Source organism: Rhizobium jaguaris, from assembly GCF_003627755.1.
GTDB classification, from domain to species: domain Bacteria; phylum Pseudomonadota; class Alphaproteobacteria; order Rhizobiales; family Rhizobiaceae; genus Rhizobium; species Rhizobium jaguaris.
In genome coordinates, this window is the sequence record NZ_CP032695.1 from 1,832,239 (window position 1) to 1,850,217 (window position 17,979).

General features: G+C 59.2%; 14 protein-coding genes. 8 read left to right on the plus strand and 6 right to left on the minus strand.

The genetic code is table 11. The features are described 5' to 3' along the window. Positions 1-11: 11 nt before the first annotated feature. The 3 genes from kynU (at position 12) to CCGE525_RS30725 (ending at position 3,687) form a co-directional block, all read left to right on the plus strand. On the plus strand, positions 12-1,259 hold the full coding sequence (gene kynU / locus CCGE525_RS30715; RefSeq protein WP_120707981.1) for a kynureninase: 1,248 nt from the start codon (positions 12-14) through the stop codon (positions 1,257-1,259). A 37-nt stretch (positions 1,260-1,296) separates the two neighbouring features. Further along, entirely contained in the window at positions 1,297-2,127 is an 831-nt protein-coding gene (locus CCGE525_RS30720; RefSeq protein ID WP_120707982.1) for an alpha/beta hydrolase, read from the plus strand. Between the two features lie 192 nt (positions 2,128-2,319). After that, on the plus strand, positions 2,320-3,687 hold the full coding sequence (locus CCGE525_RS30725; protein ID WP_162950353.1) for an amidase: 1,368 nt from the start codon (positions 2,320-2,322) through the stop codon (positions 3,685-3,687). Positions 3,688-3,814: 127 nt separating this feature from the next. Here the strand turns inward: CCGE525_RS30725 and CCGE525_RS30730 are convergent, their stop codons facing one another. From CCGE525_RS30730 to CCGE525_RS30740, 3 genes are all read right to left on the minus strand, one after another. Next, positions 3,815-4,243 carry a VOC family protein gene (locus CCGE525_RS30730; protein WP_120707984.1) on the minus strand — a complete coding sequence of 143 codons (429 nt, stop codon included), beginning with the start codon at positions 4,241-4,243 and terminating at the stop codon, positions 3,815-3,817. A 120-nt stretch (positions 4,244-4,363) separates the two neighbouring features. Beyond that, the gene (locus CCGE525_RS30735) at positions 4,364-6,490 is read right to left on the minus strand and encodes a putative bifunctional diguanylate cyclase/phosphodiesterase (RefSeq protein WP_120707985.1); all 2,127 of its coding nucleotides are present in this window, start codon (positions 6,488-6,490) and stop codon (positions 4,364-4,366) included. Between the two features lie 412 nt (positions 6,491-6,902). Beyond that, on the minus strand, positions 6,903-7,319 hold the full coding sequence (locus CCGE525_RS30740; protein WP_245472211.1) for a LysR substrate-binding domain-containing protein: 417 nt from the start codon (positions 7,317-7,319) through the stop codon (positions 6,903-6,905). Between the two features lie 158 nt (positions 7,320-7,477). Here CCGE525_RS30740 and CCGE525_RS30745 point away from each other — a divergent pair, with 158 nt between their 5' ends. The 3 genes from CCGE525_RS30745 to CCGE525_RS30760 all read left to right on the plus strand — a co-directional run bounded on the left by CCGE525_RS30745 (position 7,478) and on the right by CCGE525_RS30760 (position 11,179). Further along, positions 7,478-8,104 carry a cysteine hydrolase family protein gene (locus tag CCGE525_RS30745; RefSeq protein ID WP_120707986.1) on the plus strand — a complete coding sequence of 209 codons (627 nt, stop codon included), beginning with the start codon at positions 7,478-7,480 and terminating at the stop codon, positions 8,102-8,104. 357 nt (positions 8,105-8,461) lie between these two features. Then, positions 8,462-9,430, plus strand: a complete 969-nt coding sequence (locus tag CCGE525_RS30755; protein ID WP_120707988.1) for an aldo/keto reductase — start codon at positions 8,462-8,464, stop codon at positions 9,428-9,430. A 444-nt stretch (positions 9,431-9,874) separates the two neighbouring features. Further along, positions 9,875-11,179 (plus strand): mechanosensitive ion channel family protein, encoded by a 1,305-nt coding sequence (locus CCGE525_RS30760; RefSeq protein ID WP_120707989.1) that lies wholly within the window; start codon positions 9,875-9,877, stop codon positions 11,177-11,179. A gap of 351 nt (positions 11,180-11,530) precedes the next feature. Here CCGE525_RS30760 and CCGE525_RS30765 read toward each other — a convergent pair whose 3' ends face one another. The 3 genes from CCGE525_RS30765 to uxuA form a co-directional block, all read right to left on the minus strand. After that, positions 11,531-12,394, minus strand: a complete 864-nt coding sequence (locus CCGE525_RS30765; RefSeq protein WP_120707990.1) for a tyrosinase family protein — start codon at positions 12,392-12,394, stop codon at positions 11,531-11,533. An 83-nt stretch (positions 12,395-12,477) separates the two neighbouring features. Beyond that, positions 12,478-13,242: a carbonic anhydrase gene (locus CCGE525_RS30770; RefSeq protein ID WP_120707991.1), complete on the minus strand. Its 765-nt coding sequence runs from the start codon at positions 13,240-13,242 to the stop codon at positions 12,478-12,480. 152 nt (positions 13,243-13,394) lie between these two features. Beyond that, positions 13,395-14,603, minus strand: coding sequence for a mannonate dehydratase (gene uxuA, locus CCGE525_RS30775; RefSeq protein ID WP_120707992.1), 1,209 nt, complete (start codon positions 14,601-14,603; stop codon positions 13,395-13,397). Between the two features lie 122 nt (positions 14,604-14,725). Between uxuA and CCGE525_RS30780 the strand changes: the two genes are divergently transcribed. Together CCGE525_RS30780 and CCGE525_RS30785 are read left to right on the plus strand one after the other, a co-directional pair. Further along, a complete protein-coding gene (locus CCGE525_RS30780; RefSeq protein ID WP_245472339.1) occupies positions 14,726-15,433 on the plus strand; it encodes a FadR/GntR family transcriptional regulator in 708 nt (235 codons plus the stop codon). A gap of 30 nt (positions 15,434-15,463) precedes the next feature. Beyond that, positions 15,464-17,974, plus strand: coding sequence for a glycoside hydrolase family 2 protein (locus CCGE525_RS30785; protein WP_120707994.1), 2,511 nt, complete (start codon positions 15,464-15,466; stop codon positions 17,972-17,974). The last annotated feature ends 5 nt before the right edge of the window (positions 17,975-17,979 follow it).

Genomic DNA, 17,979 nt, shown 5'->3' on the forward strand with positions numbered 1-17,979 from the left:
GACCCGATACCATGAGCAGCCTTCCCGATCTCGCCGCTGTCGAGGCCATGGATGCGGCCGATCCGCTGCGTTCCTTCCGCAGCCGCTTCGCCTTGCCCGAGGGCGTCATCTATCTCGACGGCAATTCGCTCGGCGCAGCCTCGCACGACGTTTTTTCCGAATTGCAACAGGCGGCGACGGAGGAGTGGGGCAACGGCCTGATCCGTAGCTGGAACAGTGCCGGCTGGTTCCACCTGCCGCTCGCGCTCGGCGACCGCATCGGCCGGCTGATCGGCGCGGCACCGGGCCAGACGGTGGTCACCGACTCGACCTCGATCAACATCTACAAGGCCCTTCACGCCGCTCTTGCCATGCGGCCGGGCCGCAGCGTTATTGTCGCCGAAGGCGACAGCTTCCCGACCGATCTCTACATGGCCGAAGGCGTTGCCTCGACGCGACCGGGCGTTACCCTTCGCCTCGAAGGCAGGGATGCGGACAATATCGAGGATTTGATCGACGACCAAGTCGCCGTGGTGCTGGTGAACCACGTGAACTACAAAAGCGCCGAGCTGCGCGACATGACGGCGCTGACGCGCCAGATCCACGAGGCCGGCGCGCTGGTGATCTGGGATCTCTGCCACAGCGCCGGTGCATTGCCTGTCGATCTTGATGGCGCCAATGCCGATTTCGCCGTTGGCTGCACCTATAAATACTTGAACGGCGGCCCCGGCTCGCCGGCCTTCGTCTACGCCGCGCACCGCCACCACGACGCGATCACCCAACCGCTTAGCGGCTGGTGGGGTCATGCCCGGCCCTTCGCTTTCGAGCAGAGTTTTGCCGGCGGCGAGGGTATCAAGCGCTTCCTCTGCGGCACGCAGCCGATCCTGTCGCTCAGAGCACTGAAGGGCGTGCTCGGCGTCTGGGATGAGGTCGACATGAGCGCGTTGCGCAAGAAAAGCATTGCGCTTACCGATCTCTTCATCCAGTTGGTCGAGGAAAAATGCGGCCAATATGGCGTCGTCTTGGAAACCACGCGCGATAGCGAAAAGCGCGGCAGCCAGGTCTCCTTCACGCACAACAACAGTTATGAAGTGATGCAGGCCTTGATCGAGCGCGGCGTGATCGGCGATTTCCGCGCGCCCGCCACCCTGCGTTTCGGCTTCACGCCGCTTTATGTCGGCTACCGCGATGTCTGGCAGGCAGCCGAGGTGCTGGAGGATATTCTCAGCAGCGGATCATGGAAGGAAGCACGCTTTGCCGTACGGTCGACTGTGACGTGATATCGGATTCGTGCTCGTAAGGGATGGGGATCGGGCGATGAGCTATTTCAGGATTACCGACTGGGAAAGCGCCTATACCAGTGATGCCTATGTGGTCGGCGGTGACCGCTGGCCGGCAGCCTGGGTAGAGCCGGCACGGGCCTTTCGTGATAGCCTGGCCAAGACCGAGCGCGCCGAGCTCGATCTCGCCTACGGGCTCGGGGCGCGCAATCGTTTCGACCTTTTCCTGCCCGTCGAGAAACCGAGGGGACTGGTGGTCTTCATTCATGGCGGTTACTGGTTGGAGCTCGACAAGAGTTATTGGTCGCATCTTGCCGCCGGCCCCGTCGCCAACGGCTACGCTGTTGCCATCCCCTCCTATACGCTTTGCCCTGACATCCGCCTTGCTGGCATCGCCAAGGAAATTGCGGCTGCGATCGGCAAGGTCGCCGATATGGTCGATGGCTCTGTGATGCTGGTCGGACATTCGGCCGGCGGCCAGCTCGCGACCCGCATGGTCACGAAGACGTCGCCACTTGCCGCACCAGTCCAGGCCCGCATCCGGCATGTCGTTTCCATCTCCGGCGTTCACGACCTGCGCCCGATCATGAAGCGGGCCATGAACGACCACCTGCGCATCGATGCCGCCGAAGCCGCGGCTGAAAGCCCGGCGCTGTTGGAACCCGTTGAAAATATCCGCCTCACCTGCTGGGTCGGCGGCGCCGAACGGGCGGAATTCATCCGCCAGACTGCCCTGCTCGCCAATATCTGGACCGGCCTTGGCGCGGCAACCAACGCCGTCGTTGATCCGGACCAAAATCATTTCACGGTATTGGACGGCCTCACCGATGCCACCCATCCGCTGACACGGACCCTGCTTTCCGAATAGAGTGCCGCGAGATTTTCGACTCGCGACGCATGGCAGGCCTCTCGCAAGCGGCGGCATAACAACATGCTTGCCGAACGTCGTCAGTGCACGCATTCTTCCGATCGATCTTCCACACAATGCCGTTACGGCGTCATGCTGGCCTGCCGCCAGCTGCGCGACGGTTGGAACAAGCACAATGAAGGGGGAACAGCCGTGAGTGCATCGAAGGATAGCGACGAAACGAAACGCGACATCGGATTTTTGAGCGTGGGCGAGCTTGGCAGCCGTTACCGCGACGGTTCGCTGTCGCCTGTCGATGTCGTGACGGCAGCGTTGGAGCGCGTCGAAAGGCTCGAACCAAGTTTGAATGCGGTTGCTCATGTCATGCGTGAAGCGGCCTTGGAACAGGCGACGCGTGCTGCAGCCGACCTCTGGTCCGGACGTCACGTCGGGCCGCTGCACGGTATTCCCGTTGCCATCAAGGATTTGATTGACGTCCGGGGCGTACCGAGCGGTTTTGGCAGCCGCGTCCGTCCGCCCGTGGTGGCCGCTGACGATGCGGAGTTCGTAAAACGGCTGCGTCAGGCGGGCGCCATTATCCTCTGCAAGACCAATCTGCTCGAATATGCCTACGGCATCGCCCATCCGGATGTCGGCCAGACCAACAATCCGCACGATACAGGCCGGACGTCGGGTGGCTCCAGCGGCGGTTCTGCAGCCGTCGTCGCGGCCGGCATCGTTCCCTTGGCCGTCGGTACGGACACCGGAGGATCGATCCGTATCCCCGCCTCCTATTGCGGGATCGTTGGTTTGAAGCCGACCTTCGGGCTGATATCGGTCGACGGTGTTTTCCCCCTGTCGCAAACGCTCGATCATGCCGGGCCGCTTGCCCGCACCGTCACGGATGCGGCGATCCTCCTGGAATATCTCTCCGGAAAGCCGTTCCCTCTGTCGCAGTCATCGCTGGAAGGCGTCGGGATTGGCGTTCTTTCCTATCATGCCGACAGCCGGGAACTGACCGCGGCAGTGGCGGAAAACCTCATGCAGACGATCAAGACGCTGGAGGCACATGGCGCCATCGTCAAAACGATCGATATCCCGTTATTGGCCTTGGCGAACTCGGAACTGCGAAAAATCATCAAGCCGGAGGCGTCGCTCATCCATAAAGAACTCTATGCTGAAAATCCTGCAGGCTATGCGCCGAGAACCCGGTCGCAAGTCGAGGCCGGTTTCCATGTTAGCGCGGTAGATTACCTGCAAGCTCAGGATTTTCGCTTGCAGCTTCGCAACGCGGTCGAGGCTCAATTCGCCGATGTCGATGTGCTGCTAAGCCCCAGCGTTCCCTTTCCCGCCCCAACCGAAGATCCGGAATTCACCGAGGAGGGCGAGGAAGGCGAAATGCTGTCGAGCGGCTTTGCCAACATGACCGGGCACCCCTCGATGAGCCTTCCCTGCGGCATGGATGGACATCTGCCGCTCGGTCTGCAGCTTACCAGCGCATTCGGTGATGACGGCAAGCTGCTGCAAATCGCCCTCGGCGTCGAAGCGGCACTCGCCGCCTATAGGAGACCGGCCATCTAAAAGGCGTATCTGTTGTAGACCGATATAACGGATCAAAGGGCGCGGCCGACCAGCACCCCTTGCAACAGCATTCCATGGAACAAGCCCCGGTTCGAGCCTTTCGAATCCGAGGCTTGTCGTGCAGGGTTTATTTCTTGACCGGTGCATTCATGGCCCAAACAATCCCGAATGGATCGCGAAGCTGGCCCCAGCGATCGCCCCAGAACATCACCTCGAGCGGCATGACGACCTCGGCACCGGCATCGACAGCGCGCTTCCACCAGGCATCAATGTCGTCGACGAGCAATTGCAGGGTAAAAGCCTGCGGTTTTTCCAGCGCGTGACCATATTCAGGATAGGCGTCGCAGAGCATCAACGAACTGCCATTGACATAGAGATGGATATGCATCGTCCGGCCCTGCTCGTCAGCCGGATACATGAATACCTGTTCGGCGCCGAAGGCGCGCTTATAGAATTCGGCAGCCTTCACGGCGCCGTCTACTGTCAAATAAGGCACCAGGCCGCCAAGAACCGGCACTTTGGGCTGCTGTGATTGCGGTTGTTCTGCATCGGTCATGATTGTCTCCTCGGAGCGGACTTTTGAATTGTGCCCATAGGACGGGCTGCTCCAAGGACGATGGATGATGATGTTTTCCGACAGGCGGCGTCAGTTTTTTGCCGATTTTTTTGCCGACCTCTATCGGGAGCCGGCCGCGGTCGTCCAGCCCACCCGCCGTTGGCGCCTCGGCTTACGCATAGGGATCATGTTTGCCGGATGCACCTCGCTAAAAATCAGCGCCTCCGCATCCTTGCGCGGCATTGGCTTACCGAGGAGAAAACCCTGTACTTCGCTGTAGCCTTCGGCTCGCAATTTTCCCAGTTGCTCCTCCGTCTCGATACCTTCCGCCAGCGTTAAGGCGTTGAAACCCGAAGCGATGCCGACGACGGCGCGCACGATTGCGAGATTGCCGGGATCGGTCTCCATGCCGGCAACGAAACTGCGGTCGAGCTTGATCTTGTCGAAGGCAAAGGAGCGCAGATAGCTCAGCGACGAATAACCGGTGCCGAAATCGTCTATGGCGATGCGGATGCCGAGTTCCTTCAAGGCGCGAAGCAGGGGCAGGCTCTGCTCCACTTCAGAGAGCAGGATGGATTCGGTAATCTCAATCTCCAGCCGCTCGGGGCGTAGTCCGCTCTCATGCAATACGGAGACCACGGTGGCAAGCAGGCTCGCATGCCTGAATTGATAGACCGAGAGATTGATGGCGATTTTCAGGTGGTTCGGCCATTGCGAGGCGGTGCAGCAGGCCTCGCGGAGGACCCACTCGCCGATCTGTACGATCATGCCGGTTTCCTCGGCGACCGAAATGAACTCCAGCGGCGCGATCAGGCCACGCTCCGGATGCCGCCAACGGATCAACGCTTCAAAGCCAGACAGCTTATCATTGTCCAGCCGGACGATTGGCTGGTAATAGAGTTCGAACTCGTCGTTCTGCAGCGCTTCCCGCAGCTCGATGGTGAGTTGATGGCGCCGCTCGGCCTCAAGCCGCATCTCGGTCTGGTAAAAGCGATAGGTCGACCGGCCGCTCTCCTTCGCAGCATAAAGTGCCAGATCCGCGTCGCGCATCAAGACATCGGCGTCGGCCGCATGTTCCGGCGCCATCGCGATACCGATGCTGCAGCTCACATGTTCCCGAACCCCGTCGAGGTCAAAAGGTGCGGCGAGCGACAACAGCAACAGATCGGCCAGGCGCTGGGCCCGGCCGGCATCTGTCATCTTCAGAACCAGCGCAAACTCGTCGCCGCCGAGACGGGCAACAAGATCGCTTCTCTCCGAGAGCCGAAGAAGCCGTTGCGCGACCTGGCACAGAAGCGCGTCCCCGGCAGCATGTCCCTTGCTGTCGTTGATGTGTTTGAAATGATCGACATCGAGGTAAAGCAGCGCGATCGGCATATCCGGCGTTGCCGCGGCCACCTGCCGGACGATGCTTTCGGAAAAGAATGCACGGTTCGGAAGGCCTGTGAGAGAATCGTGCATGGCAAGATGTGCGAGCTTGGCCTCGACGCCACGTTCCTCCGTGACATCCTGGGAAATCCCGAGAAGATAACGCGGCGCCTGGCCTTTCGGCGCTGGCAGCACGCGCTTGGCCGTTCTCAGAATGCGCGAAACACCATCGAGGCCCTCGATCGTCTCCTCAAAACCTATGGTCGAGGCCGTCTCGAAGGCACGCTCATCCTGCCGGCGAAACACAGCCGTTTGCTCCGCGGAAAAAATCGCCCGGTCGCTCTTCCCGAGAACGTCTTTCGCCTGGCGTCCGATGATGGCGCCACAGGCCTCGTTGAAGAGGATATAACGGCCATCCTTCGCCATGTCCTTGACGAAGACGCCGACGGGCAAGTTGTCGACGATGCTATCGAGCAGCGACCGGGTGTCGGTAACCTGCCGCCGCGCAGCATTGACCTCCGTGCGGTCCTGGACGATCGCCAGGATCGCCGCTCCGCCGTCAAAACGAATTTCACGGCCGTAGGTCAGCACCTCGAATGTCTGACCATTGGCCTTCAAATGAGTCCAGCGCTGTGCCTTCTCCACATCCGAACGACGCTGAACGGCATTGGCCATACGCTCGCGCTCCTGCGGCGGGCGAATATCGAGAACCGTCATATCGGCGTAGTCGTCATCGCTATAGCCATACAGATCGCGTGCGGCGTCATTGACGATCAGAAATCGCAGCGTCTCGGGATCATAGACCCACATCGGCGAGGGGTGCGTCTTGAACAGCGACCGAAAATCATCGTTCGGGGCGTTGGGCCAAACGGAGTTCATGAGCGGATCGACCTGGCAAGTTTGCGTTGAAATGATAGCGGACTAAATAGTTATAGTAAAAAAAGTTAAATAAAATCAAAATAGTAGCTCGCCTAAACGTTAAGCAAAAGCCCAGAAAATATGCAACCGAACGCTTCATTTTATCGAAAGCCTACCTAGGAAATCCCACGTAAACAGAGACGTCTCCTTGAGCTGTCTCTCTGACAGCCGACGCCATCCACACGATAGTTTCACCGTTCACCCGGCGTCGGTCAGCATGCGCAACCATGTCAACAACTTGATATTTTCCTTAGACCCTAGACGGATGGCCTGCACCGGCTCGCCGGCCTATTCGCGCTGCGTCAATGTCCAGCCGAGTTCCTCGATCGCTTCTACGACCAGCTCACGCATCCACCGATGCGCGGAGTCCTGATCATGACGGGCATGCCATTAGAGCCCGGACATCCGGCACCGGGATGTCGAGCGGTGGAGGAAAGACACGTAGCTTTAGGCGGTGGCGCATCGCGGCGGCGAACTGCGACGGCACTGCCGCAATATGCTGCTCCGAGGCAACGGCAAGCGCCACGGCCTGGAAGTGTGGCAGCGCAAGCGTGACCCGCCGCCTGAGGCCCGTTGCCGCGAGCGCGTCGTCAACCATCCCCGACATGCTCCCGTCGATCGATCTCAGCGCGTGCGGCAACGCGCAGAAGACCTCCATCGGCATTGCCTCGTTCTCGGGAAGGTCGGCGACAGCCTGGTTGTCGCTGGCGGCGATCAACACGAACGGGGATTTGAACAGCAGTCTGCTGGATATCCAATCCGGCATTTCCAATGGCCGCTCGAGCGCCATGTCGATCCCGCCTTCGGGCCGCCGCTATGATACTGGACGGTGGTGGTCGCGCGGCATAACCAGCAGGAGCATTACCGTTGAACAACCGTTTGATGCTAGGCAAATGGAGCACCATGTTCTAGAAGGGGCCGTCGCTCATTGTCAGGGACGCTGCGCCAATGACCATGCCCAAAACCGTTGCCGATTGGCTTTCACCGGATCGCGCCGCCTTGCTTGTATACGACATGCAGATCGGCATTGCCCGGCAAGTCAAGGGCGCGGATGAGACGATTGATCGTATCGCAGCAGTTGTTGCAGCCGCCCGGAGCGCGGGAATGCGGATCGCTTTCTGTCGTCATCTTTCGCTGCCGAAGCCGTGGATGGGTTTCTTCGCAACGCGGATGGCGATGGCATGGCAACGCACGGACGACCCGGAAAAAGTGAAACCCTGGTTTCTACGAGATAGCGAGGCGGTTCAGATCGTTCCGGAACTGCGGCCGCAAGAGGGGGACTTCGTGTTTGACAAGCTGGGGATGTCGGCATTCGAAGGGACTCCCTTGCAGCTCGCCATGCGGGATGCTGGCCTTTCGGCTCTGGCGATCTGCGGCATTGCCATGGAAATCGGAATCGAGCCGACCTGCCGCCATGCAGCCGATCTAGGGATCGTTCCAGTCTTGATCGAAGACGCATGCGGCCACGGAGATGCGGAGGCAGGAAGACGCTCCCTCGAATCCCTGCGTTTCATGGGCGATACGATTGTGACGAATACAGATGAATTCCTGACAGCCATGTCTCGTCCGGCATGACGTCCATTTAGGGCCTGAGGCAGTCCCGGCCGATGTCTTCTTGAACCATAGCTCTCCCGTCCATTCCGTCCCTATCGGGTCCTCCGGGAAACGGCATTTCCGGAATGCGAAGGCGTCTTGCAATTCCGGAAAATACGATCGGATATCTTGACAAGATCGGCGGCTTGCCGTCAAAGCTGACACTCCACTTCTTTCTGGCAATCATTATTGCGCCCTCTACATCTCCTTCCGTGCCGAGCGGAGGGAAACCCAGCGGTATGATGCGGCCACGCGTTCCGAAACGCCTTTCGGAACTGTCTCTCTGGCAGCCGATCCCACCCACACGATTGTTTCAAAGCGAAACTTGGAGGAAAGACCATGAAAATCGTAAGACTTGGCAAGACCGGGCTTGAAGTCAGCCGTATTTGCTTCGGCTGCATGTCCTTCGGCAAGCAGACCGACGAGCGTCCATGGGTCCTTGGTCTCGACGAAGCGCGGCCGCTATACAAGCGTGCCTGGGACGCGGGCATCAATTTCTTCGATACGGCGAACGTCTATGCGCAAGGTACGAGCGAAGAAATCACCGGCATATTGTTGAAGGAGTTGGCGCCGCGCGAGGAAATCGTCCTTGCGACCAAGGTCTTCGGCCGCATGCGTCCCGGTCCGAATGGTCAGGGTCTGTCGCGAGCCGCCATTCTCGGCGAAATCGACAACAGCCTGCGCCGCCTTGGTACCGACTATGTCGATCTCTACCAAATCCACCGTTTCGACCCCTTCACACCCGTCGAAGAGACGATGGAAGCGCTAAACGACGTCGTTCGCGCCGGCAAGGCACGCTATATCGGGGCCTCCTCCATGTGGGCTTGGCAATTCGCCAAGCTGCAGCATGCCGCAGCGCTGAATGGCTGGACCAAATTCGTCTCGATGCAGAACCAGCTCAGCCTCGTCTACCGCGAGGAGGAGCGCGAGATGCTGCCGCTCTGCAAGGACCAGAGTATCGCTGTCCTGCCATGGAGCCCTCTCGGCGGCGGCAAGCTGACGCGCCCCTGGGGCACGGAAACCAAGCGCGCCATCACCGACCGCTATAATAAGACAATGTATGAGAAGACCGGCGACCGCGAAATAGTGGCCGCTGTCGAAGCCGTCGCCAAAGCTCGAGGCACGAGCATGGCGCAAATCGCCATGGCGTGGGTGCTGCAGAAGCCTGAAGTGACTTCGCCGATCGTCGGCGTCAGCAAGATGAGCCATCTGGAGGATGCGATCGCCGCGGACGACCTTGTCCTCAATACCGATGAAATCAAAGCGCTTGAGGCCCCTTACAAGCCACAGCACGTCGCCGGCTTTTGATTGAACAATCTAAGAGGGTGCGAAAGGCGAAGACGGCACCAGTCGTCTTCGCCGAACGAGACATAGGGAGATCGTCACCTCTTACCCTGCTTCGAGCACGCCGGGTTCGGCGGCGATCGTTTTCGTTTCTGCCGCCTTTGTGATCAGATAGGTGGCGGCTTTCGCCGTGCCAGGTGAGCGACTCCAACGGAACCCAATCACTCGCGATCAGACCGTCAGTGGTGCATTCTTCTTGGCCGCGGCATCCGAAGCTCTCGCGACTGCCGATAATTCCGTGCTACCGCATGCCTCCTCAAATCAGGATCGATTTAAGGAAAGCGATCCAAACTGCCACAACGACCTTCCTGCGTTTGAAAAGACGCAGGGCGCTGTAGAGCCGTAACCGCGCAGGTGCTACGATTCACAAGGAATAATCACCGGTGGCGGACAAGAGGGGGCTAGGCGGTGGGTTTCCAGGAAATCTTCATAGAAACTGAGGCTTGGATCCGGACTGTTCTTCTTAACGCATGGACACTCTACCAGTGCGGATTGATTGCCTTAGGTTTCCTACTTTCGGCATTCGCTGCGAAACGAGTAGAGCCGATCTTCGAAGCGCGCGCACGCAAAATCAAGGGAAATCCGGACCTGCTGCGCGTTATTGTCGCTTTCCTGAGACGCCTGCGTTGGCTCTTCCTGATTGTGTGGTTGTGGTTGGTGGAAGGGGCTCTATCGCGTTATGCATGGCCCTCCCATCGATGGCTTGTCGAAACTGCGCTGACACTTACGGCGGCATGGTTCGTCGTAGCGGTGCTAACGAGGATCATCCGCAATCAGACCCTCGCACGCATCGTCGCGATTGCCAGCTGGTCTTATATTGCCCTCTACACCGTCGGGCTTGACGGCGCCGTCTTTGGGGCTCTCGACAGTGCTGCACTCAGGATCGGCGCGGTGAAGCTTTCACTGCTCTTGATCATGAAAGCCGTCGTTCTGGCGGTTGCGCTGGTCTGGCTCGCCGTACTGACTGGAAACGTTTCTTCTCATTGGGTTCAACGGTCCACGGACCTTTCTCCCTCCTTCAAGGTACTCATCAGCAAACTCATCAAGATCGGCTTGATCATACTGGCAGGGGCAATCGCGCTGTCGGCCACAGGAATCGACCTTACGGCCCTCACCGTGTTCTCAGGCGCGGTGGGCGTCGGTATCGGTTTCGGTTTACAGAAGGTTGTGTCGAATTTCATCTCCGGTGTCATCATTCTGCTCGACAAGTCCATCAAGCCGGGGGACACGATTTCGCTCGGGGAAACTTTCGGCTCGATCAGGGACCTGCGCTCCCGTTTCGTCTCGGTGATCACCAGAGACGGCAAGGAATATCTCATCCCGAATGAGGACTTTATCTCGCAGCAAGTGGTGAACTGGTCGTTTTCCAGCGACTTCGTCCGTATCGAAGTCGATTTTGGAACTTCCTATGACAGCGACCCGCACGATGTTGTGCGTATCGCCATAGAAACGGCACAGAAGATCCCCCGGATCACGAATACCTATTCTGCGCCGGTATGCTGGATGACGGCCTTCGGATCGTCTTCGCTCGATTTCAAGTTGAGGTTCTGGATTTCTGATCCAAGCAATGGGCTGACCAACATCCGGGGCGAGGTACTAATGGCGTTATGGGACGCCTTCAAGCAAGAAGGCATTTCGATCCCCTTCCCGCACCGCGAGATCATCATGAAGACTCCCGTCGAAATTGCTGAGCGTCCCTCTCAGCCGGGATAGAGCACTCGCTGCATCGTCTTAGCCAGCGGCTACAAGACATTGACGCCAAGTGAGGTGGACGTATGACCGACTTTTCAGTGAGGGAAGGCGGTCGCAAGCGACAGCCGTGTGAAAGGATCGAGAAGTCTCTGTCATGTGCCGGCTGGTGTTCGCCTCACGCTTCAGCCTGTTCGAAACTGGATCTCTTCCAATCTCTAAAAGCTTTTCCAGTGGGGCCCCTTACAAGCCGCGGCACGTCGCCGGCTTTTGATTGAACTTACGAAGATAGAAGCAAAATACTGGCGGCGAAGACAGCCTCAGCCGTCCTCGCTTAACGAGACACCGAGTCGTCAAGTGGTGGATAGCGTCAGATCAGGCATAACTGTAACCGAGATCCGTCGGGGCGAGGATCTGCTTGACGGTCCACGTTTCTCTCCAAGGTGATGGATTGCCCCGTGCATTGAACACCAGCTTGGAGCCAAGGTCGTAACCCTTCGCTCCCGTCTCCGGACTGTAGGGAGGCATCGTTGGATGCTGAACTTTCCAGCGCTCCCAAAGCAGGTCCAAGAATGCGTGATGGAGGAAGAAGACCGGATCATTTGGCGAAGTCGCATCCGCCATGTTTCCGCCAACCCAACGATGAACCGGATTGTGCAAAACGCCTTCGGACACGCGTTCGAAGCTGGACGGACCAGGCGAATAGGGCGTTTTTGCCAAACCTGCCGAAATATCGCTGAGTGTCGGAAGCCAGGATGTGGCGTCTTCACCAAACTCTCTTCGAAGGCCGGGGTCCCCGGCCGGACCGTCCCACACCCGGATTGGGAATTGACCTCCGCTGTAAGCGAATGGACCAGTGGTGACGTGACCTCCCTGTGTTGCATCACCATCGCCACCGAGGAAATCCGGCGTGAAAGGATTGCTCGTACCCGAGTACTCCCAGTCCCAATACGGCAGGGTGATCGAAGTGTCATTGACCGCCGTTTGGAGAGCAAGCTCGAATTGGCGGAGAAGGATGCGGTGCCAAGGATAGAACAAGGGGCCGCCATGTGGCATGGGCATGATCATTGCCGGTCCACTCACCATCGCATTTTTGTGAACCTCGACAAAGTCATCGTAGCGCTTTTGGGCGCCGGGATGTAGCACGCTATCTACATTATTCTTGAGCGCCAGTACCGCATCGACGAATGCTGTCTTCTGAGATGAACTAAGATCTCTATGATTTCTTCGCAGATCCACTCGAGTTTCCTCCCAAAATGAGGAAACAACTATAAATTTATATTTCTGAAATTCGATACATCATTTTGGGTAAGGGCACGCGGTCACCCTGACCGCAAAACGAAACGGCGGTTGCTTTTTTGCACCGGGCGCGCGTCGTCTTGGTAGAGCTTGGCGAATGCGGCCACACTGTCGGCGGAGGCCTGGATCGGGTGGGTCAGCAAGAGCCAATCGACATCCTCGCTGCACGGCGGGGTCGTGAGCGAACCGGAATAGCGGTAATAGGTCAATTTCGGCGGCAAGAGTCCGTTTGGGTTGATTGCGGCGTCAATCTTGACCGGGGCGCCCTCCGTTACCGGCATAGTAGATACGATCTTGTCGAAGACTGCGTTTGCCCTGCCGTTCTCGATCAGTACGCCGACAACCGCGAGTGCACCCGCGGCATTCGCGTGCACGAAATGTACTTCCATCGGGTAGGTTTTGCCGTTGATCTGGTGCTCACTCGGATGATGGAAATGAAACTGAACGAGCTTGTACTCGCCACCGGGAGCGATGAGCCTAGAGCCGTTGGCGACGTTCACCTGGATTGTATGGCCATTGTTGACGATGGCGTCGGCACGCTTCGACCAGTTAATCCCAAGCGGCGGGAGGGTCGCCCTGATGGGATCGACGATGTTAATCGGCGATTGCTGAGTTCCGACCGAGCAGGCCGCGTTGGCCGCGTCAAGCTCCGCCCATTCGTTCGGCCCGCCATGCCCTTCGTAGCTCCAGTGAGTGTCTGCGGCAAAGGCATTGCAAGCACAAATGGAAGAAAATGCTGCCACCGCAGGCGTGCATCCGAGCCCCGCAATGAATTCCCGCCGTCGCATAGCCGAACCTCCGCCCTTGATCCTGGAAACATATCGCAATCCAGGCGGTGCGGGAACCTGATTTAACCGCCCTAAAGAAGGCGTCGTCGTGCTCTGATTCGTCCGGCTCTGGCCCAAATTGAAAGGTGCGGATCCAGGCTACCGGTGCGGGACTAATCTTCTAATCTTTTCCAATATCGCGAATATTCATCGGTCTTGCCGATGGCATGGATCACACCGTGCAGCTCGGCCAGGCCTTTCAACCGCCCGATCAGCGAATAACCGGGGTTGGTCGGTTTGTCGACATCGTCGCCGATCAGATGCCCATGGTCGGGGCGCATCGGAATAAGGTGATCCGGCCGGCCCCCGGTGCGGCGACGAGCCTCCTCCGCCAGAAGCGTACGCAGGATCGCGTACATATCGCTGCGGCCTTCCAGATGGGCGGCTTCGACAAAAGAGCCGTCCGGTTCGATCGCCACATCGCGCAGATGGGCGAAATTGATGCGCGGCGCAAATTCGCGCGCCATAGCGAGCACATCATTGTCGGCACGCGAACCCAGGGAACCGACGCAAAGCGTCAGGCCGTTGGCCGGATGATCGACGCTGCTGACGATACGACGCAGATCGTCTGCCGTCGAAACCACCCGCGGCAGGCCGAAGAGCGAAATCGGAGGATCGTCGGGGTGAATGGCGAGCCGTGCTCCAACTTCGGCAGCGACCGGTACGACCTCACGCAGAAAATCGTCGAGGCTCGCCTGCAAATCCTCCGTCGTCACTCCATCGAAGGACTCAATGGCCGCACGGATGGCCTCACGGCCATAGCTGTCCTCGCCGCCCGGAAGACCGGCGATAATATTGCTCTCCAGTCGGCGAACTGCCTCCTCCGAGAGCCCCTTCAATCGCTCCTCGGCACGCTGCAAAAGCTCCGGCCCATAGTTTGCCTCGGCACCTTTTCTGCGCAGGATAAAAACGTCATAGGCGACGAATTCCACCATGTCGAAACGAAGGGCCAGCGCTGTCGTCGGCATCTCGAAGCGCAGGTCCGTGCGGGTCCAGTCGACCACCGGCATGAAGTTGTAGCAGATCGTCTTGATGCCGGATCGAGCGAGATTGACCAGTGTGTCCTTCCAGACGCCGATCGCCTGGAGAGCCCCGGCGCCACCGAGCTTGATGACGCTCGGGACCGGGATCGATTCGCAGACGCTCCAACGCATGCCCGCCGCCTCCACCAAGGTCTTGCGCGCCTCGATCTCTTCCGGCGTCCATACGCGGGAATAGGAGATTTCGTGGAGCGCGGTCACGATGCCCGTTGCCCCGCCCTGACGTGCGTGAATGAGTGGAACGAGATCCTTCGGTCCGAACCACCGCCAACAGCTCTCCATGCAATGCCTCCCTTATTTGTTGGTCAACATATCGCCGTGTCAGCGAAAGTCCATCCTCATGTATGCTTGACATCCCTTATTGACCAACAATATCCTCTTTGTGGGTTGGAGGACGCGTGACAATGGAAACCGCAGAGATCGAGGATAAGGGATCGGCGGTGGACCATGCGGTCGATGCGATCCGGCAGTTGATGCGTGAGCGCAATCTCGGGGTCGGCGACGCCCTGCCGTCGGAAATCGAGCTGGCGGCGATGTTCAACAGCAGCCGCAACACCGTGCGCGAAGCGATCCGCATCCTGAAGGCCTACGGCATCGTCGAAAGCAGACAGAAGGTCGGCGCCGTCATCACCGACCGCCGTCAACAGGCGCTGATGGAGCTGTTTTCTTTCGCGCTCGACATTTCAGCCGAGAGCTTCCTGGACATCCAGGGTTTTCGTCGGCTGATCGAGGTCAATCTCTCCGATCTTCTGTTCGAAAATATCGACAATGCCGGCATTGCCAGGCTGGAAGCAATCAACGACGCCATGAAGCAGGCACCAGAACTTTCCGACGCCGCCGAATGCGACTTCAAGTTCCATGCCGAACTGGTGAGCCTCGCCGACAATCGCACGCTATCCCAAGTCTATGGCATTCTGCAGCCGCTGCTGCAGCGGCTGATGGAGGCCGGCAAGCGCTCCCGCGACGCGGTCGAAAGCTCCTATGACGAACATTGCGATATCATCGCCGCATTGAAAAAGCAGGACCGCATCGCCTATGCCTATCACATGAACCGTCATCTTCACGCCGGGCTGCAATTCATAGAGCCTTCCAAAGAGCCACGGCAGATTTGACACATTCCACTTCATGACGGACCGATAAACATGAAGAAACTGGCACTCGACACCGGCTGGACCGTTTCCCGCCTTCACGCACCTTCGACCGCCCCCTCGCTACCGGCGACGATCCCGGCAATGGTGCCGGGAAATGTGCATCTCGATCTCTTGTCGGCCCGGCTCATCACCGACCCCTATCTCGATATCAACGAGATCTCCCAGGACTGGATCGGCCGCTCTGCCTGGCGTTATCGGATGGCTTTCGACTGGGACGACCACGAGGCGGATCGTATCGATCTCTCCTGCCTCGGGCTCGATACGGCGGCGCGTCTGGAACTGAATGGCGTGCTGCTTGGGGAAACGCGCAACATGCATCGCAGCTATCGCTTCGATATTCGCGAGCATCTCAAGGACGGCCGGAACGAGCTCATCGTCGATTTTGATTCCGCCTATGCCCACGGAGAGGCGGTTCGCAGCGCTCTCGGTTCGGCCGCAGATATTCCGGCCAACTATCCCGGCCCCAGCCATCTCATCCGCAAGATGGCCTGCAATTTCGGCTGGGACTGGGGTCCGACGGTTGTTACATCGGGCATATGGAAGCCAATCGCCATCGAGAGCTGGTCGAAGGCCCGTCTCAGCACCGTTCGCCCTGAAATCACGCTGCAGGGCGGTGATGGCCTCGCGCGCCTGCGCATCGAGATCGAATGGGCTGCCGAGGGCGTGGATAGCGCGGCTCTGGTGATGTCGATCGGCGGCAAGCGTTCTGAGGTGCGGATTGCGCAAGGCGAAACGCATGCCCTGGTGGAATGCCGGATCGACAATCCGCAAGTCTGGTGGCCACATGGACTAGGGGACCAGCCGCTTTACGATCTCGATCTTCACCTGTTGGGTTCCGATGGTGCAACCCTCGACCGCTGGCAACGCCGCGTTGGCTTCCGATCCGTGCGCCTAGACACCACGGCTGACGAAATCGGCTCCGCCTTTACCATCGTCGTCAACGATGTGCCGGTCTTTGCCCGCGGCGCCAACTGGATTCCGGAGGATTGCTTCCTTCCGCGTGTGACTCAGGAACGCTACCGCGAGCGGATCGGCCAGGCGCGCGATGCCAATATAAACATTCTCCGCGTATGGGGCGGCGGCATTTACGAGACCGATGCCTTCTACGAGGAATGCGATGCCGTCGGCATCATGGCCTGGCAGGATTTCCTGTTCGCCTGCGCCGCCTATCCAGAGGACGAGCCGGTCTATAGCGAGGTCGAAGCGGAGGCTCGCGAGGCGATCACCCGGCTGATGCCGCACCCCTCGCTGATGCTCTGGAACGGCAACAATGAAAACATCTGGGGCTATTTCGACTGGGGCTGGCAGGAAGTGCTCGGCAATCGCCCCTGGGGCGCCGGTTATTATCTCGACCTGCTGCCGAAACTCGTCGCCGAAATCGATCCGACACGGCCTTATTGGCCCGGAAGCCCCTATTCGGGCTCGATGGAAATTGCACCTAATGCCGACGAGCATGGCTGCAAGCACATCTGGGACGTCTGGAACGAGGTCGGATACGAGACCTACCGCAATTATGTCCCGCGTTTCTGCTCCGAATTCGGCTGGCAGGCACCGCCGACCTACGCCACGCTTACCGCATCCGTGCGCGAGAAAAATCGAGCGCCCGCCTCCCCCGGCGTTCTGCATCACCAGAAGGCAACCAGCGGCAACGACAAGCTGCTCAAGGGATTGGAAGATTGGTTTCCCGCCCCGGAAAGCTTCGACGACTGGCTCTTTGTCACGCAGCTCAACCAGGCGCGCGCCATCAGCGTCGGCGTCGACCATATGCGATCGCATCGCCCCACCTGCATGGGCACGATCGTCTGGCAGCTCAACGACTGCTGGCCGGTGACCTCCTGGGCAGCGGTCGACGGTGCCGGACGGAAGAAGCCGCTCTGGTACGCGCTGCGCAACAGCTACGCACCGCACTTCCTGACCATCCAGCCGCGTGGCAACAGTCTCTCCGCCGTCGCCGTCAACGACACGACCTTGTTTTGGCGCGTACCCCTCACCGTCGAGCGTTTCGATTTCAGCGGCACGCTTCTCGCCCGCCATTCCGTCTGGCGCATTCTCTGCGACCGCTTCGAAGCCACTGAGATATCGATACCTAAGGATGTGGCCACGCCGGGCGATCCTGATCGAGAGTTCCTGCGCGCCCGCCTTGGCGATGCCGAGGCCTGGTGGTTCTTCGAAAAGGATATGAAACTGCAATATCCGCAGCCTCGCTTCGAGCTCCAGGCCGAACAGACCACCGATGGCCTAGCCGTCACGGTTACGGCGCAATCCTTCCTGCGCGATCTCTGCCTGTTTGCCGATCGCATCAGCCCGAGTGCCGAGGTCGACGACATGTTGGTCAACTTGATGCCGGGCGAGAGCAAGACGTTCCGCATCAAGGGTATGTCGAAGGAGGCTTGGGACGATGCCGATCTTTCCTCCGTTGTGCGCACGGCCAATCAGGTTGCACATACCCCAGGCTCGGTGGTGACGGAATTCGCCGGTCACAAGTCGAAGCGGATCTCATGAAGGAT

What these genes read in the sequence shown, in the direction of transcription:
- CCGE525_RS30755 (WP_120707988.1), top strand. Translation starts at nt 8,462, where the DNA reads ATGAAAATCGTAAGACTTGGCAAGACCGGGCTTGAAGTCAGCCGTATT.
- CCGE525_RS30770 (WP_120707991.1), bottom strand. Translation starts at nt 13,242, where the DNA reads ATGCGACGGCGGGAATTCATTGCGGGGCTCGGATGCACGCCTGCGGTG.
- kynU (WP_120707981.1), top strand. Translation starts at nt 12, where the DNA reads ATGAGCAGCCTTCCCGATCTCGCCGCTGTCGAGGCCATGGATGCGGCC.
- CCGE525_RS30785 (WP_120707994.1), top strand. Translation starts at nt 15,464, where the DNA reads ATGAAGAAACTGGCACTCGACACCGGCTGGACCGTTTCCCGCCTTCAC.
- uxuA (WP_120707992.1), bottom strand. Translation starts at nt 14,603, where the DNA reads ATGGAGAGCTGTTGGCGGTGGTTCGGACCGAAGGATCTCGTTCCACTC.
- CCGE525_RS30780 (WP_245472339.1), top strand. Translation starts at nt 14,726, where the DNA reads ATGGAAACCGCAGAGATCGAGGATAAGGGATCGGCGGTGGACCATGCG.
- CCGE525_RS30720 (WP_120707982.1), top strand. Translation starts at nt 1,297, where the DNA reads ATGAGCTATTTCAGGATTACCGACTGGGAAAGCGCCTATACCAGTGAT.
- CCGE525_RS30730 (WP_120707984.1), bottom strand. Translation starts at nt 4,243, where the DNA reads ATGACCGATGCAGAACAACCGCAATCACAGCAGCCCAAAGTGCCGGTT.
- CCGE525_RS30740 (WP_245472211.1), bottom strand. Translation starts at nt 7,319, where the DNA reads ATGGCGCTCGAGCGGCCATTGGAAATGCCGGATTGGATATCCAGCAGA.
- CCGE525_RS30745 (WP_120707986.1), top strand. Translation starts at nt 7,478, where the DNA reads ATGACCATGCCCAAAACCGTTGCCGATTGGCTTTCACCGGATCGCGCC.
- CCGE525_RS30735 (WP_120707985.1), bottom strand. Translation starts at nt 6,490, where the DNA reads ATGAACTCCGTTTGGCCCAACGCCCCGAACGATGATTTTCGGTCGCTG.